Annotated in this window: 13 protein-coding genes and 2 pseudogenes; 14 read left to right on the top strand and 1 reads right to left on the bottom strand. The window is 43.4% G+C overall.

What is annotated here, in order from left to right:
• Positions 1–8 precede the first annotated feature (8 nt).
• The 5 genes from ACIFQN_RS22190 (at position 9) to ACIFQN_RS22170 (ending at position 6,719) form a co-directional block, all read left to right on the top strand.
• A complete protein-coding gene (locus ACIFQN_RS22190) occupies positions 9–1,157 on the top strand; it encodes an iron-containing alcohol dehydrogenase (RefSeq protein WP_429835223.1) in 1,149 nt (382 codons plus the stop codon).
• Positions 1,158–1,203: 46 nt separating this feature from the next.
• Positions 1,204–2,697, top strand: a complete 1,494-nt coding sequence (locus ACIFQN_RS22185) for an aldehyde dehydrogenase family protein (protein ID WP_429835222.1) — start codon at positions 1,204–1,206, stop codon at positions 2,695–2,697.
• A 286-nt stretch (positions 2,698–2,983) separates the two neighbouring features.
• A complete protein-coding gene (locus ACIFQN_RS22180; protein WP_429835221.1) occupies positions 2,984–4,519 on the top strand; it encodes a sugar ABC transporter ATP-binding protein in 1,536 nt (511 codons plus the stop codon).
• Complete coding sequence (locus ACIFQN_RS22175; protein ID WP_429835220.1) at positions 4,509–5,642, top strand: sugar ABC transporter permease; 1,134 nt, start codon at positions 4,509–4,511, stop codon at positions 5,640–5,642. Before ACIFQN_RS22180 ends, ACIFQN_RS22175 begins: the two co-directional genes overlap by 11 nt.
• 63 nt (positions 5,643–5,705) lie before the next feature.
• Positions 5,706–6,719: a sugar ABC transporter substrate-binding protein gene (locus tag ACIFQN_RS22170; RefSeq protein WP_429835219.1), complete on the top strand. Its 1,014-nt coding sequence runs from the start codon at positions 5,706–5,708 to the stop codon at positions 6,717–6,719.
• A 286-nt stretch (positions 6,720–7,005) separates the two neighbouring features.
• Here the strand turns inward: ACIFQN_RS22170 and ACIFQN_RS22165 are convergent, their stop codons facing one another.
• Entirely contained in the window at positions 7,006–7,917 is a 912-nt protein-coding gene (locus tag ACIFQN_RS22165; protein WP_429835218.1) for a LysR family transcriptional regulator, read from the bottom strand.
• A gap of 248 nt (positions 7,918–8,165) precedes the next feature.
• Between ACIFQN_RS22165 and ACIFQN_RS22160 the strand changes: the two genes are divergently transcribed.
• The 9 genes and pseudogenes from ACIFQN_RS22160 to ACIFQN_RS22120 all read left to right on the top strand — a co-directional run.
• Positions 8,166–9,194, top strand: coding sequence for a proline racemase family protein (locus ACIFQN_RS22160; protein ID WP_429835217.1), 1,029 nt, complete (start codon positions 8,166–8,168; stop codon positions 9,192–9,194).
• 42 nt (positions 9,195–9,236) lie between these two features.
• A complete protein-coding gene (locus tag ACIFQN_RS22155) occupies positions 9,237–10,517 on the top strand; it encodes an amidohydrolase family protein (protein WP_429835216.1) in 1,281 nt (426 codons plus the stop codon).
• Between the two features lie 352 nt (positions 10,518–10,869).
• Positions 10,870–12,000, top strand: coding sequence for a substrate-binding domain-containing protein (locus ACIFQN_RS22150; protein WP_429835215.1), 1,131 nt, complete (start codon positions 10,870–10,872; stop codon positions 11,998–12,000).
• 24 nt (positions 12,001–12,024) lie between these two features.
• A complete protein-coding gene (locus ACIFQN_RS22145; RefSeq protein ID WP_429835214.1) occupies positions 12,025–12,846 on the top strand; it encodes an ATP-binding cassette domain-containing protein in 822 nt (273 codons plus the stop codon).
• Complete coding sequence (locus ACIFQN_RS22140; RefSeq protein ID WP_429835213.1) at positions 12,843–14,123, top strand: sugar ABC transporter permease; 1,281 nt, start codon at positions 12,843–12,845, stop codon at positions 14,121–14,123. Before ACIFQN_RS22145 ends, ACIFQN_RS22140 begins: the two co-directional genes overlap by 4 nt.
• 24 nt (positions 14,124–14,147) lie before the next feature.
• A complete protein-coding gene (locus ACIFQN_RS22135; protein ID WP_429835212.1) occupies positions 14,148–14,660 on the top strand; it encodes a nuclear transport factor 2 family protein in 513 nt (170 codons plus the stop codon).
• Between the two features lie 49 nt (positions 14,661–14,709).
• Positions 14,710–15,966: an SDR family NAD(P)-dependent oxidoreductase gene (locus tag ACIFQN_RS22130; protein ID WP_429835211.1), complete on the top strand. Its 1,257-nt coding sequence runs from the start codon at positions 14,710–14,712 to the stop codon at positions 15,964–15,966.
• A gap of 266 nt (positions 15,967–16,232) precedes the next feature.
• Positions 16,233–16,370: pseudogene (locus tag ACIFQN_RS22125) on the top strand (ATP-dependent Clp protease proteolytic subunit); the annotation flags it as partial.
• A 118-nt stretch (positions 16,371–16,488) separates the two neighbouring features.
• Positions 16,489–16,737: pseudogene (locus tag ACIFQN_RS22120) on the top strand (Rrf2 family transcriptional regulator); the annotation flags it as partial.
• Positions 16,738–16,756 lie beyond the last annotated feature (19 nt).

Raw genomic sequence — 16,756 nt, 5'->3', positions numbered from 1 at the left:
GGAAAAATATGTTCAAGTTCAGCTTCGGCACGGAAATCATTGCGGGAGATCATGTGTTAGACAATATTGGTAAGAACGCTCTTCAGTATGGGAAGCGGGCATTGATCGTAACCGATAAAGGTGTACGGCAACATGGGTTGTTAGAACCAATTGAACGATCTCTACAAGATGCGGGGATCGAATATTTCATCTTTGATGAGGTTGTTAGTAATCCAACTATTCAGAATGTTCAGGAATCATATCGGTTTTTTCAGCAGCATCAATGTGATTTTATCATTGGAGTTGGCGGCGGAAGTCCTCTAGACACTGCGAAATCAGTAGCCGTTGTTGCAACCAATGGTGGTAGTATCGCTGATTACGAAGGTTCCAATCTCGTTCAGAATCCTGTACTACCGGTTTTAACTGTTCCTTCCACAGTGGGTACGGGAGCCGAGGTTACATGCGCAACTGTGATTTCTGACCCAACTCGAAACTTTAAATTTGTTGTCTTTTCGGACAAGATGTATCCAACTCAGGCCTATTTAGACCCGAGAATGGTAGAAAATCTACCGGCCCCACTCTGCGGCGCAACGGGAATGGATGCATTAACCCATGCTTTGGAAAGCTACATCTCACGAGGGGCGAACCCGATAACCGATTCGATGGCCATCCATGTCATTGGCATGATCGGGCGTTACTTACGACCTGCAGTAGCAGGGGACCGCGAAGCACGCTTTCAAATGCTTGTTGCTTCGTGCATGGCGGGGATCGTTGATGTTGCTGCCGGACTGGGATTAGTACACGCATTGGCAAACACCATGGGAGGTTATTTCCCTGTTCATCACGGTGTAGCTAACGCCATTCTCCTTCCGCATGTGATGAAATTCAATTTGATTGCGAACCCGAAAAAATTTACCGATATTGCAGTAGCGTTAGGTGAAAAAGTAGATGGTTTATCTGAGAGAGAAGCTGCCGAGCTTGCTGTAAAAGCCGTGCAAAAGTTGTCTCTCGATGTGGGGATTCCCAACAATCTTAGGGAAGTTGGAATTACGGATGATATGATTCCGCAAATGGCGAAAGATTCGCTGTCTGCGATAGACCGTCCACCCAATCCACGTGTCAATTCGTTAGCGGATTTGGAAGCGCTTTACCGCGTAGCTTTTGATTACCAACCTTAAGATTCATTGATATCATTCATTTTCGTAAAAGGGAAGGAGTGTACTTATGAAGACTCATGAAGTAGCAGTACGAGAATATAAACAACTTATTAACGGTGAGTGGACAGCTTCATCATCGGGGGAAACCATTGAACGTCGAAGCCCAGCCACGGGAGAGGTGGTAGCAAAGTTTTTCCTGGGGACGATAGAAGATACACAACAAGCAATCGCTGCGGCCAGAACTGCTTTTGGAAATGGTCCATGGCCTCGCATGTCAGGTGCTGAAAGAGGACGTATCTTACATCGACTCGCTCAGTTGGTCAGGGAAAATTTGGAGAGGTTAGCCCTAATCGAAGCACAAGAAGTAGGAAAACCGATCAAAGAAGCTCGAGGCGAAATGGAAATGTGCATATCTTTGATCGAATATGCTGCCAGCATGTCACAACAAATCTATGGCCAAAGTTACTCCAATTTAGGAGCAAAACGCACCGCAATGGTAGTTAAAGAACCTGTCGGGGTAGTAGGGATCATTACTGCTTGGAATTTTCCAGCCGTCGTCCTTTGCCAGAAGTTACCTTTCGCGTTGGCAACAGGTTGCACTACCGTGGTAAAACCTTCTGAGTTCACTTCTGGTACTACTTTGGAAATCAGTCGCTTGGCACAAGAGGCTGGTGTTCCAGATGGTGTGATCAATGTTGTGACAGGATATGGGGATGTTGTCGGACAGAGCATGATCGACAGTCCAGAGATTGATCGTATTTCGTTTACTGGCTCCACCGCAACTGGAAAAAAAGTGCTTGCTCGCTCCGCGCAATATATTCGAAAAGTAACGATGGAGCTGGGCGGAAAAAGCGCAATGATCGTGTTTGAGGATGCTGATCTAGAGGATGCCTTGGATGGTGCGATGTTGGGCTTCATGCTTAATCAAGGAGAAGAATGTGTCTCGAACAGCCGTCTACTCATCCATGAGAAAATTGCTGATGATTTCTTGGAAAAGCTTGTAGAAAAAGTGAAAAAAATCAAGGTTGGCAACCCGTTAAGCGAAGATACGGACATGGGAGCTTTGATTCACGAGGATCATGTAAACAAAGTGTTAGCGTACATTGAATCAGCAAAACAAGCAGGCGCACGATTACTGACCGGAGGAAACCGTCTTATCGGTGGAGAACATCAAAATGGCTGCTTTGTTGAACCTACGATTTTCGACCAAGTAGATCAAAATATGAAAGTTTTTCAAGAAGAAATTTTTGGTCCTGTGTTAAGTGTTACAAGATTCCAAAACCTGGAGGAAGCCATTTCCTTGGCCAACAGTGTAGATTATGGACTTGGTAACTCCGTATGGACCAAGGATATTGATAAAGCAATGACTGTCTCCCGCGCATTGCGAAGTGGCTCAGTCTGGGTGAATACATTAATCGACATTGTGCCAGAGCTGCCAGCTGGTGGCTACAAGGCAAGTGGCTTTGGCCGTGAATTGGGTACATTTTCGATAGACGAGTTTATGGAAGTCAAAACGATCAACATTCATACAGGAAAACGAACTCCATATTACAATGTGTAAGACCATTGTGTTCAAATTTATCTATTGAATGATCATTGCGGGACCTTGTTTTAGAATTAATTCTCAGGTTATATTGTATCACTTTACGTTGACAGGTGGGGGAGTCCATGGGGGAACCCGCTTTCCAACAAGAGTGTTTACCAAGCTGATCCCCCACTGTCAAAGGTGATCCAGTAGTTTCTTCAGTTAAACGATTAGATTGCTAGAATCATATCTTGTTGTTCTTTTGATTTCGTCTAATGAGCTGAATGCTTGTAACTTTTGGTTTAGGGAGAAGGTGAATAATATGACTATCATTAAGATTCAGGAGGTATCTGTTCAATTCCCTGGTGTGAAAGCATTGAACCAGGTCACATTTGAAATCGAGAAAGGGAAAGTGCTGGCTCTTTGTGGAGAAAATGGTGCAGGAAAATCTACTTTGGGGAAACTTATAGCCGGTGTTTATCCCTACGGATTCTATGAAGGGAAAATCTTATACGAAGGCACAGAGTTAAAATTATCCTCTACTCTGAATGCTGAAAAGTTGGGAATTGCCATTGTACACCAGGAATTAAATCAGTTTCACGAAATGACTGTGGCAGAAAACATTTTTCTTAACAATATGCCAAACAGAAGGGGAATTATTGATTTTGATGTACTGAATGAACAAACGGAACATTTTTTGCAACAGATTGATTTGCAGATTGACCCCAGGACCAAAGTCAAGGATTTAACTGTTAGCAGACGACAAATGATAGAAATCGCTAAAGCTATTGCCAAAAAACCAAAAGTATTAGTCTTTGATGAAGCAACCAGCTCTTTGACTGATTATGAGGTAGATAAACTATTTACGATTATTAGAGCCTTAAAAGAGCAAGGAACGACTATGATTTATGTTTCGCACAAATTAACTGAAATATTAGAAATTTGCGATTCCGTCACTGTTCTCAAAGACGGTGTTTATGTTAGATCAGCGAGCGTAAAGGACATTAGTAAGGATGATATTGTCAGGTGGATGGTTGGACGAGAATTGGGGGATTTGTTTCCTTCCCGATCAGAAAATAAACAGTCAGGCAAGTCATTACTTCAAATTCAAAATTGGAATGTGTTGGATTCCAAGGGTTCAGGAAAAAAGATAATCAATAATCTCTCTTTCGATGTAAAAGGTGGAGAGATACTCGGAATATATGGACTGGTTGGAGCGGGTAGAACAGAGCTTGTTACGTCAATATTTGAAGGACGAGAAGACGCTTTTTCTACAGGAAAGATGTTTATAGCTGGCAAAGAGATCGTGATAAAAAATCCAGCACATGCTATCGAACACGGGATTGCTCTCATTACGGAAGACAGAAAAAGGACTGGATTAGTCCTAGGATTAAGTGTAAAACACAATATTGCACTTGCTTCATTAAAAAAGGTATCCAATAAATGGGGATTAATTGAAAAACAAAAAAATGATGACAGAGTTGAGTCCATTGTTAATCGTCTACGCGTGAAAGTACCAAACGTAGAGTGCCAGGTAAAACTGCTATCAGGCGGCAACCAGCAAAAAGTTGTGTTAGGAAAGTGGCTTTTAACGAAACCCAAAATCCTGATTCTTGATGAACCTACCAGGGGTATCGATGTAGGGGCCAAAGCAGAAATTTATAAAATGATGCGAGAATTAGCCGATGGAGGTATTGCTATCATCATGATTTCGTCTGAACTTCCAGAAATACTAGGTGTCAGCGACCGAGTGCTTGTCATGAAAAATGGAGAAATTACCGGAGAGATTCAAAGGGAAGCAGCCAATGAAGAAACATTAATACGCTATGCAATGGGGGGTGAGGTTCATGCAAAGTAAAGCCTATATTCAGAACATTCCGGAGAATAAAGGGATATCTATTAACTGGAAAAATTACACATCTTCTGCTGGTTTAGTATTATTAGTCATTATCTCAGCACTCTTGAGTCCCACCTTTTTGTTGCCGGCCAATATCATGAATATCGCGACACAAATTGCAGCACCGGGTATTTTGGCGGTTGGCATGACCTACGTCATTTTAACTGCTGGGATCGATTTATCTGTCGGTAGCCTACTTGCGTTAACAGGAGTTTTTATTGCTATTACAGCTCCTACTATCGGATGGCCTCTAGCCGTTTTACTAGCAATAGGAATCGGAATCTTGATTGGCTGTTTCCATGGATACCTAATCACAAAAGTAAAACTCGCTCCTTTTATCGTAACGCTAGCAAGTCTAACAGCCTTTAGAGGTATATCGCTTGTTTCAACCAATTCGGCTGCGATTCCCATTTCTTCGGATTCTTTTTCTTACTTGGGTTCAGGAAAAATAAATACCACAATCTCTCTCTCGCTAGTCATTATCATTGCCGTTTTCGTTTTGGTGAATACGATCATGACATCCAAGAGCATGGAAAACACGGAAAAAATCAAAAAAGTAATGACAGCTTTATTTTCAATCTTTGGATTAACGATTTTTGGTTATCTAATCTATAAAGTGAAGGGAATCCCCATTCAGGTGCTTTTCTTCATAGGGATTTTCATTATTGGTTGGTTTATCCTCAATAAGACGGTTTTTGGCCGAGAAGTGTATGCCATGGGTGGTAATTTTGAGGCGGCGCGTTTGGCGGGGGTAAGAGTAAACAGAGGAATAATGCTTGTGTATGCGATTGCAGGCTTCTTATCTGCCGTAGCTGGAACGTTAGTGGCAGCCAGACTTGGTTCGGGAACACCGCAAGTGGGTGTCCTATCAGAATTAGATGCAATTGCAGCAGTCGTCATTGGCGGGAGTAGTTTGATGGGCGGAGTAGGAAGATTAGGCGGTACGTTGATCGGTGTGATCCTGATTGGAGTTCTCAATAATCTACTTTCGTTATTGAATATTACATCAGATATGCAGATGGTATTTAAAGGGGCCATCATTTTAGGCGCAGTCATATTGGATGGTAAATTTAGTAAAAAATAATCTAACCATATACGAATTGTCCATAATACCGCAAGTATACAAATATTATGGAGGTGCACGCTGATGAGAATGGCAAAGTCGGGAAAGTTATTGTTTATGTTGATCCTGGTATTACTAATTACTGTAGGATGTAGTGAGCAACAGACTTCCACGGGAAATCAGAACAAAATTCGTATCGGTGTGACAAATATGACGATGAAGGAATCGGTATACTATTTTATGAAAAAAGGGGCTGAAGACAAGGCGAAGGAGTTAGGGGTAGACCTTATTTGGCAGAGTTCGGAAAATGATCCTTCTATTCAGCTCAATCAAGTACAAGATTTTGTGGCCCAAGGTGCTGATGTTATTGCGATTGAGCCGGCCCGCTCTGATGCAGCACAGCCGCATGTCAGATTAGCTCATGACGCTGATATTCCGGTCATAAATTTTGGAGCACAGATAAGAGGGGAAAAAACAGAGCTGCGTATTACTGAGGATATGTATAAGGTTGGTGCAGCTCAAGTGGAAGACTTCGCCAAGGTTTGGGGTGATAAACAAGCAAATGTTGTCATTCTATCAGGAACGAAAGGGGACGAGCTTGCAGACTCTTCCACTCACGGTGTCTTAGATACTCTGAAAAAGTTTCCCCAATACAAGATTATTGTCCAACAAGCTCATATGAACTGGGATAGACAGCTAGCAATGAATACAATGGAAAATGCTTTGACCAAATTCAAGAATGATATCACAGTGGTATTCGCTAACAATGACACAATGGCTCACGGTGCCATAAAGGCAGCTGAAAATGCTGGAGTAAAGGACAAGATTCTATTTTACGGTGCTGATGCCGATCAAGATTCGATTGAGCTGTTGAAAACGGGGATGTCTAACTTGAAAGTGTTTGAAAAGAACCCTTACCTTCAGGGTACACGGATTGTAGAAGCAGCCGTAAAGCTTGCGAGGGGAGAAGCTGTTACTACTGATGGAACATTCAAGGCAGGAGAGAATGAAATCCCTATATGGTGGACTCCAATACAATTGATTGACAAAGATTCTTTAGAGCCAATGAAAACAAAATATCCTGCATTATTTAAATAACACTTGTTATTACGTCACAAATGTACTAGTTTAACGTGCAGGTAGCGACAAAAATTCAGTTCAATAATGAGTAGAAAATGCGGCTAAGTTTAACACCATGTGGGGAGAATCATGCTTCCCACTTTCATTTTTGAACGGCTAAAAATACTTTGAAATGTAGGTTTCAGGTATGCTTTCGCAAACTCAATCAACTATTATATAGAAAAGTCAGGACCTGTCCCTTGCCACCTTTCTACCCGTGAAGAGATGAGGTTGGGGGACAGATCCATCCTTAGCATTGTCTCGGTTATTGGCTAGTTATTGAGTATGATGGCTCAGTTGTTGATTCCTTGATCAATGAAATAAATACCTGTAATATCGTAGATTTGTTGTCTTTGTTCCAGGCGACTGAGGTGTTCCAAGTCGGTCGTATGTCTTTTATAGGTAAAAAAACGATCTCTTCGTTGTCAATAAATTGTATGGATGAGGGCAAAAGTGCTATCCCGATTCCGGAAGAAACAAGCGAAATGAAAGTGTGATACTGTTTTGCTTCCAATATGATCTTAGGACTGAAGCCTGCCTGATAGCAAAGGCTAACCATGGCGTCATAATAACCTGGTCCATCGTCTCTGCGGGGCATAAGAAACGATTCATTGGCCAAACTGGCTAAGTCAACCGGTGACATATGTTTTGCCAAGGGATGATTTTTGGGTAGCGTAACCATAAATGACTCTTCTCGCAAAACCTCTACTTTAATCGAATCACTTTCGATTGGAGGAACCAATAGACCTACATGAATTTGTCCCTCCTGCAGAGCTTTTACTTGCTCTACTGTAGTTAGTTCCCTCAAAACGATTTTTATCTCCGGATACTTTATTTTACAGGCATGAAGGATTTTTGGGAGGATACTATAGGTTGCTGTTCCTGTAAAACCTAATATGATTTCTCCAAGCTTTCCTCTATGAATTTTTTGAGCTTGTTCACAGGCAAGGTTTAGATTTTCTAGAAAATCATTTACCCTCGCAAAAAAGAATTTTCCGGCTTCTGTTAATTCGACATGGCGCTGTGTTCGATGGAAAAGTCGTACTCCCATTTCCTCTTCCAGCTGTTTAATTTGTTGGCTTAATGGCGGTTGTGATATTTGCAAAAGCTTGGCTGCTCTGCCGAAATGAAGTTCCTTTGCTACGGTAATAAAATATTTCAACTGTCGAAGTTCCATCAGGATATCTCCTTAATTGATATTTTTTACGTATCAATCGATAAGATTATTAGTATTAGACGTAACAATAAAGGCAGTGTACCATCAATATTATCATAAGGTTCTGAAATTTCACAACATAGTAAACTCCATAGTTGAAGCTGATGAAACAGAACTTCATGAGTGATTGGTGAAAGGGGGCTGTAGAACAGAAAGTGTTTGGAATGTTTGCGGCTTAATCAGGTAGAAAGAAAGGGGATAGAAAGTAGATGCGTTTAACGAATGTGATTCATACTGTAGATGCGCATGCGGAAGGGGAACCATCCCGCATAGTGGTGGGTGGTGTGATTAATATCCCCGGGCGAACGATGTTTGAGAAAAAAATGTACTTGGAAAAAGAGTACGATGAATTCCGTCGCTTCCTCCTTTATGAGCCGCGTGGGAGTGTCGTTCTGCATGCAGACCTCGTACTTTCTCCTACGGACCCAAGGGCGGATGCAGGATTTATCATCATGGAGGCAACGGATTATCCGGCGATGTCGGGAAGCAATACGATGTGCACGGTGACTGTACTTCTTGAGACTGGCATGATTCCCATGCAAGAACCTGTGACAAGTCTTGTGTTGGAGTCACCTGCAGGGTTACTTCCGGTAGAGGCTCACTGTCGAAACGGAAAATGTGAGCGAGTCACTTTTACGAATACTCCATCCTTTGTGACACACCTCGATGCGAAGATTCATGTTCCGGAAATTGGCGAAATGATCGTTGATGTCGCCTATGGTGGTGCCTTCTTTGTATTCGTTGATGCGCAAGCGCTTGGGTTCAAGATTGTGCCCGAAGAAGCGGCAGAACTATCTCGTCTGGGCGAGTTGATCAAGAGGGCAGCTGCCGAACAACTGCCTGTGGTTCATCCGGAGAACAAGGATATTCATACGATCAGTTTTACAACCTTTGTGGCACCACCACGTGTGGGTGGAGATGGACGAAATACGACCATCGTAAGCCCAGGTCGTGTGGACAGGTCAGCATGTGGAACCGCTACTTCCGCGCGATTGGCCATCCTGGCTGAGCGGGGTCAGCTGGCACCAGGTAAAGACTATGTTCACGAGAGTATTTTAGACACAAACTTTATTGGGCGCATTCTCGAAACCACTACAGTGGGTCCGTATAAAGCCATCGTCCCTAGTATTTCAGGTCGAGCATGGATTACAGGTTTCCATCAATTAGGAATTGATCCGACAGATTCATTTAAAGCAGGCTTTACGCTATCCGATGCCTGGGGTGCAGGTGGAGTTTGATAATCGGCACTATTTTATTAATTATAAAAAAGGTGAGTAAATATGCACAAAAAGTTCATTAAGATTAAATGTGGCAAACTATATGATGGCATAAACCCAGTATTACAGGAAAATATGGAAGTGCTTATAGAAGGGAAGAAAATCAATGCTGTTGGGCATAATCTTCCCTGCCCAGATGATACGGAGCTCATTGATTTATCCGACACCACCATTACTCCGGGTATGATTGATGCACATGTTCATCCCCAATTTTTCCATTGGAAAGAGATCTATGACGATGTATTATTCCACTCGGACGGTTACCGTGCTTTGGCCACAGCAACCTGCGCTAAGAAGACGCTGCAAGGTGGCTTTACCACCATTCGTTCTCTAGGCTGGTGGCGAGAAGCTTATGAATTAGATGTAAAACATGCCATCGACAAAGGGTATGTTGAGGGCTCCCGTCTTATCGTATCCTCCCATTTTCTATGTACCCCTGGTAGTCACGGAGATATGACCCAAGTCGTACGCAGCAATCCTTATCTTTCCGACTATTTATTGAGCCAATATCCAACCTGTGGCAATGGACCAGACTTTTTTTCTGGGGCGGTACGGCGAGAGAAAAAGATGGGTTACGATTTTATAAAAATAATGGCTACAGGAGGTTTTGCTACTCCCTACGACACACCAGAGGATATTCAATTTAATGATGCTGAGTTAAAAGCCATCATTGATACAGCCAAGGAATTGGATATTTCTATTACCGCTCATGCATATGGTCCATCGTTAATGCAAAAGCTGATAGGTTACGGTATCACTGGCATTGAGCACGGATCCATGATGGATAAGGAGACAGCAAAGATGTTCGAGGACACGGGTACATATTTGGTACCGACATTTACACCTCTGGAAGATATCATTGTCCTAGATGAAGTGAGTCTTGCCAAGAAGAGTCCTGAGTTTGTAAAGAAAATGTATAAATACCAGAAACGTCTTCGGGAAGGCCGTGAGATTATTATTAATAGTAATATTAAATTGGGTTACGGTACTGATGTGGTTTCTGTGTATCAAAACTATGAATGCGGTTTGGAATACAGAACTTGGCTGGTTCATGGAATGGATCCGTTCCGTGCTCTGGAAGCCGCAACCAGGGTAAATGCAGAAATCTGCGAGATTGATGATATTGTTGGTACCATCCAACCGGGTAAACTGGCTGACATCGCTGGCTGGAAACGCGACCTTTTAAAAGATCCAGACGCATTACGCGATTGTGCTTTTGTGATGAAAGAAGGAAAGGTCTATCCTACAGAATGCCGGATGAATGAACAAGAAAAGTTGGACTAAATCGAGATTTTGGAGGAGTTGAGGTTGCAAGTGCTACCCATACTCTAATCCGTGTATCCAGTATGTTAGCAGTTCACGGAGTTATTAAAAAGGCATCGAAAATATTTTAATAATTACCAATATTTAAAATTAGACATAGATTTAAAAAAACTTTCATAACTGGAGGATGCGACAAGAACATGGACCAAGTAAAGTCTTCCATTATTATTTATAGGCCCAAGTTCTTGTCGTTAGAAACGAGTGCCGCAGATTAAGGCAAAACGATTTGATTTATTTGGATTCGATCCAATCAAAGATGATGAAATTAGGAGGTTCCTGTGAAATTAAATTGTTGTGGGGAGGCATCCCTTTTATGAAACGTTCAGGTCGTGGTTTATATCATATGTTCCGTTCTATTGTCCTCGCTACCATGGTGTTGGTTGGCTCTGGTTGTACTACTTCTGGAGTACAAGAACAATCGGTTACCCAAGTGAAAGAAACAGGAGATAGTAAAACAGTCTACTTACTTGTTCCCAACTCAAACAATGCACGGTATGTGAAGTTTGATCAACCAAACATCATTTCAGCCTTTAACAAGCACTCTCCTGACGTTCAAGTCAAGGTGCTGAACGCAGAGAATAGTGCATCCAAACAACTGGCACAAATGGAGACAGCACTTGCTGATGATGCCGATGGGATCATCTTGATCACTGCTGACTCGCAGCAGGCTGGCGGCATGCTAGCCAAAGCCGAGCAAGCAGGAGTTCCTGTGGTTACTTATGCCCAAGAGGCCTATGGCGGTCCGGTCGCTTACCATGTTTCGGTTCCGTTTGTTCAGATCGGCGAAGCACATGGTGAGTACTTGACCAACAATTTACCAGAATCCCCCTCACCTTTTAAGCTTGCCTTAATTTACGGCGATCCAAATTTCGCATTTTATAGAGATCTTAAAAAAGGGTTTGACAAGTATTTGGACCCCCTGATCGCGGAGGGGAAGGTCAAAATTGTCTACGAAGCTGATACCATGGGCTGGGCTCCGGCCAATGCCCAGAAGGTGATGGAACAATGCCTCACGAAGACCCAAAACGATGTCGATGGTGTTCTAGTCATGGATGATAACAATGGAAGCGGTGTTGCGGCAGCACTCGCTGCACAGGGACTTGAAGGGAAGATAAAGATGTACGGTGGTTATGATGCTAGGATTGATGCTGTGCAGCGTGTACTCAAAGGATGGCAGGAATTGGACTTGACTCCGCCATACCAGGGTATGGCTGATGCAGCCGTACAACTCTTGATGTCCACTATGAATAAGACAGATCCCCCTGCCAATCTTGTGAACGGTACCTTCGACAACAAATTCGTCAAGGGTGGTATTCCTACAGCCTATATTCCGAACATATTCATTACGGCGGATAATGTGGACGATACGGTGGTAAAGTCGGGGATGTATACAAAAGATGAGCTTTGTACAGGTTTGGGAGTTGGGACCGCATACTGCAAATAAGATAGGAGAGGAGGTATTGTTGCTATGTCAGGATCTATTTTGGATGTCGTTCATGGGACTGCTATCAGTCCCGTTCCTCTCTTAGAACTACGGGACATTACGAAGAATTTCGGTGGTATCCGGGCATTAGATCGTGTCTCACTAAAACTTTTTCCCGGGGAAGTGGTATCCCTCGTAGGGGACAATGGTGCTGGAAAGTCATCGTTCCTCAAAGTGATCTCCGGAATTAATATCCCAGATGAGGGGGCCATCTACTTGGACGGGCGTCCGGTGGTGGTCCGTAGTCCCCGGGATGCGGCCGACATAGGGATCCAGACGGTTTATCAGGATCTGGCTCTCTGCGAAAATCTGGACACCGTACAGAATCTGTTCCTAGGACGAGAGATGAAGATGCCTTGGTACTTTGGACGCCGTCTCGTTCGAGCGAAGATGGAATCCCGAGCCCGCCAAGTGATCGGGGATCTGGGTGCTAAGATTAGGGATCTATCTGTACCAGTCGGCTCCTTGTCTGGGGGACAGCGTCAGGCAGTTGCCATTTCTCGCTCCGTACTTTGGGATCCTCGTGTCGTGCTTCTCGATGAACCGATGGCCGCATTAGGAGTGGAGCAACGTCGAGGAGTTTCGGAGCTCATCAAGCGGCTCCGTGATCAAGGCTTGTGTGTGGTGGTTGTATCCCACGATCTTGTCGAAGTCAAAGATACCTCTGATCGAGTGGTCGTGTTTCGGCTTGGTCGGAAGGTGACAGAGATGACTCGAGATGAGATTACACATGAACGTATGGTTGCGGTCATAACCGGGGCTGATAGTTCCCAGACAAAGACAAATAGAGAGGAGGGGGAAGCATGAGTAGGATTGTCGTAGAAGACAGTGGCAGTAAAATAGAAAATGCCGCTCATATTGCGAAAGATGTTGTACGAACTCCACCCGAAAACTTTCAAAATGAGTTGCCTTCTAACGTCAATGTTCATTATAGAGTTCGCATTTTAGAGGCTTTGGCGGGAAAATGGCGACTGCTGCCTGTTTTCGTTGCACTCCTCATTATCTGGGGATTCTTCGCTTCCCAGAACCCTGCGTTTCTTGGGGCCCGTAATCTATCAAATCTCGCCATACAAATAGTGGTCACAAGTATTATTGCACTTGGTCTAGTCCTGCTCCTGATCATCAAGGAGATCGACCTTTCTGTTGCTGCAACGAGTGCAGTCTGTGGTGCGGTCGTTGCAAAGTTATCGGTCATGTATAACCTCAATTTGCCACTGGCTGTAATTACGGGGATTGGACTAGGTGTAGGTATCGGTCTCGTACAAGGATGGGTAGTGACAAAATTCGGTGCTCCTTCTTTTATCGTCACTCTCGGGGTATCGTTGGCTCTCCAAGGGGTCCTACTCCAAATCCTGCCTCAAGATGCTTTAATTTCACTCGTAGGACATCCTGTGTCTTTTGTGGCCAACACATATCTGACGGATATTTTCAGCTATACGATCCTATCAGTGATTATTTTAATTGTGGGATTTATGCGTTGGCAGTCTCATGTTCTCGCAAAGCGGGAGGGGTTAAAAAGCGTGTTCGGGAGCCATGTGGTGTTGCCGACAGCATTCATATCTACGTTTGGTATTATCATCTTGCTCGTATTAAACAGTTACCGTGGGTTCCCTACCGCTCTAGCACTCTTAACAGGCCTGTTATTGTTGTTCCACTTCGTTACCACTCAGACCTCCTTTGGGACGTATTTGTACGGTATTGGTGGTAATCCTGAAGCGACTCGCCGTGCCGGAATTCCTGTTAATCGGATAAGGTTAATTACCTTTACCCTTGCCGGAGCTCTGTCTGCTGTCGGTGGAATCGTAGCATCGGCCCGTGTCTTGGGGGTTACCCCAGAGTCCGCTGATCCGACAATCATGTTGGAGGCAATCGCCGCTGCCGTCATCGGTGGAGCTAGCCTTTTCGGTGGACGCGGTTCAGTATGGGCTGCACTCCTTGGTGCTTTGGTTATTGGTAGTATTTCCAACGGTTTGTACCTAATGGAAGCGTCGACGCCGGTACGTCTACAAATTCAGGGAGCGATTCTCGTAATTGCGATCACAGTGGACGCTTTGATTGCAAAGGACTCGAAAGCTCGACATTAATCAAATGATGAAAGGAAGATCGTAATGATTCAGAAATCGGAAGTAACGTCTCACATCCATCAGGCTGTTATAGACACTATCATTCGTTTTGCCACAGCTCTAGATACGAACAATTGGGAATTATACCGCTCCTGTTTTTCTGACACTGTCGAAGTTGACTATAGCGATGCACTCGGGCTGCCATCAACAAAGGTAAACGCTGATGTATGGACTTCGTTTGCGCGTGCTTGTTGTGATCCCATCCAAACGTTTCATGTGTATACAAATTTCTCGGTCGAATTAAATGGTGATGTGGCGTTTGTTCGTAATTATCACACCTCTCGTCACCGTAGACCCAATACCACAGGTGGTGATCAATACACTCAGTACGGATGGTATGAGACTACACTTAAAAACTCAGAAAAAGGGTGGGTCATTTCCTCTCTTCGCCATCGAATTCAATGGTGCGACGGCAACCCTCTAGTTGTTGATTCAACAACAGATGATTATAAGCAAGCGGAAGCGAGTGTATTTGGCACAAAAGAGTCTTCATTGTAGTTTAGTGATAGTCAGTTAGATATGACAAGTAAATGGAGGATGAGCTCACATGAATAAATCAGTTGAAACATTAATAGTAGTATCACTTTCCCCACGTTCCCTTGAACTTAAAAGTAAGATCTCTAAGATGATATCGCACAATGAAGGTCGCGTTTATGTTTTAGATTGCTCTGGGGATGAACAGACTGAGGCATGGGATACGTGGGTCGTCAATGCTACTAAACAAATGATCTTAAGTATGAAAGAAGATGCCATTGCTGGATGGAGTGGTCCGATCGTCACGATCTTGAAAATCTCTAGTAATGCGGATGATTTTCGCCGGGGCTTGGAGTTAGCGGCAGTAGAGTCGATTCGTGGTGTGTCAGGGTCTGTTGCTTTAGAGCGTGCCAGAGAAGGTGTACTATCCAATTTGGTTATTATCAATGATCAAACTTGTGATCATGATGTTCATCTGACAGTAAATCATCTCCTTGACAAACGATATAATGGGTACATCACAGGGGCCACTCTCCGGCTAACCACCATTTTTCATTCTCAAACGGTTAGTGACAAACCTGAGCAGCAACGATTCAAAGGTCGGGTTTTGATCACAGGGGCGGGAGGAAACATCGGTTTTGCAACTGCGCAAGCTTTTGCCCGTGCCGGTTATCAACCGATTTTAAGTGACATGAACGAGGAGATTCTTAAACAAAGATCCGCAGAATTAGGCGGTGCAGAAATCCTAGTTCTTGATGTTACCGATCGTAAAAGGTTGCGTGAAAAAGTAAAGGAAGGCGTTCTCGGCAATACGTTATCAGCGGTGATTTTAGTTCATGGCTATCAAGGTGCCGGTGAACTAGTCAATCTTGAAGAAGAGAAGATCGATCGCAGTATAGCGATAAATGCTACATCCGTTTTGGGGATGATTGAAGAGCTGACCCCTTTACTTACTGAGGGGAGTGCAGTATCTGTTGTCTCTTCACAAGCTGGAATCAAGGCTTTTGAAAATTGTGCAGCGTATTCCGGTCCGAAATTTGCTTTATTGGGCCTGATTCAGGGCCTTGCATCATACCTCGGAAAGAAGGGGATCAGTTTTAATTGCTTATGCCCGGGTGATACGGACACAACATTCCTACGAGCGTACTTCGAACGTTTGGCAACCCTCCAGGGCGTGGACTTTAACACTATTTATAACAGTCGGGCTAAAGAAGTACCTGTCGGACGCTTTGCACGTCCTGAGGAAATGGGTGAAGCCCTACGTTTCCTTGCTCAACTTGATTCAACGGGAGTCGTACTTGCTCCAACTGGCGGATATACGTTAACTTAATGAATGTAAAGGATATTTCACTGTTTTCGAGATGAAAGCAGCTATAGAGGCGGATCATGCGATTGGGAAAAGGTTACTGACCATAGGTATGGCAAGTCCAGAGTTTGTTCGGAGGAAGACTAACGAGGTTATAATTGAACTACATTCCAGTTGTTTTCCGTATACCGGATTCCTTTGTAGATAATAAGGGTCCGGTTTTTTTCATGCAACGAATTGCTTAACGTACGATTTTTTCTGTTTCTTGAGGTGACCACTATTACGTAATAATTAGCTCCGAACGCATTATTCGATTACGAGATTAAATAAATAAGTTATTATCTCAAGAAACAAGTCAAGAACTTGAGAAAATGGAAAGAGATACCGAAAGAGATAACTTTATGGATGCCCACAAAGCAAAGGCATAAATAAGGTGAATAGTTCGTTTAAGAAGGGTATCCTTATGAAAAGAAATGATTTGACATTGTAAAAATATTAAGGTTATTATAGATACGTAAAGTCCTTTATTGGAGGTGAATTCACAAATTGAAGTATTCAAAAGCTACAAATTATGCCCTTCACACTATGCTTTTTCTTACAAAGGCTGAACAAAATAAACTTGTTAGTGTACAAGAGTTAGCAGAAAAACAAAATGTATCTCCTACGTACTTATCTAAAATATTGACCAAGTTGGTGAAGGAAGGAATGATTCATTCCTCCCCAGGCGTCAATGGAGGATACTCGCTAAGTCCGAATTGGGAAGACATTTCTTTTTTGGACATTATACATACTATGTGAACGTCAAATAGGCCCC

The sequence above is a fragment of the Brevibacillus sp. NRS-1366 genome, from assembly GCF_050467985.1.
Note: the sequence above shows the minus strand (reverse complement) of the source record. Positions and strands in the feature narration are given on the sequence as shown.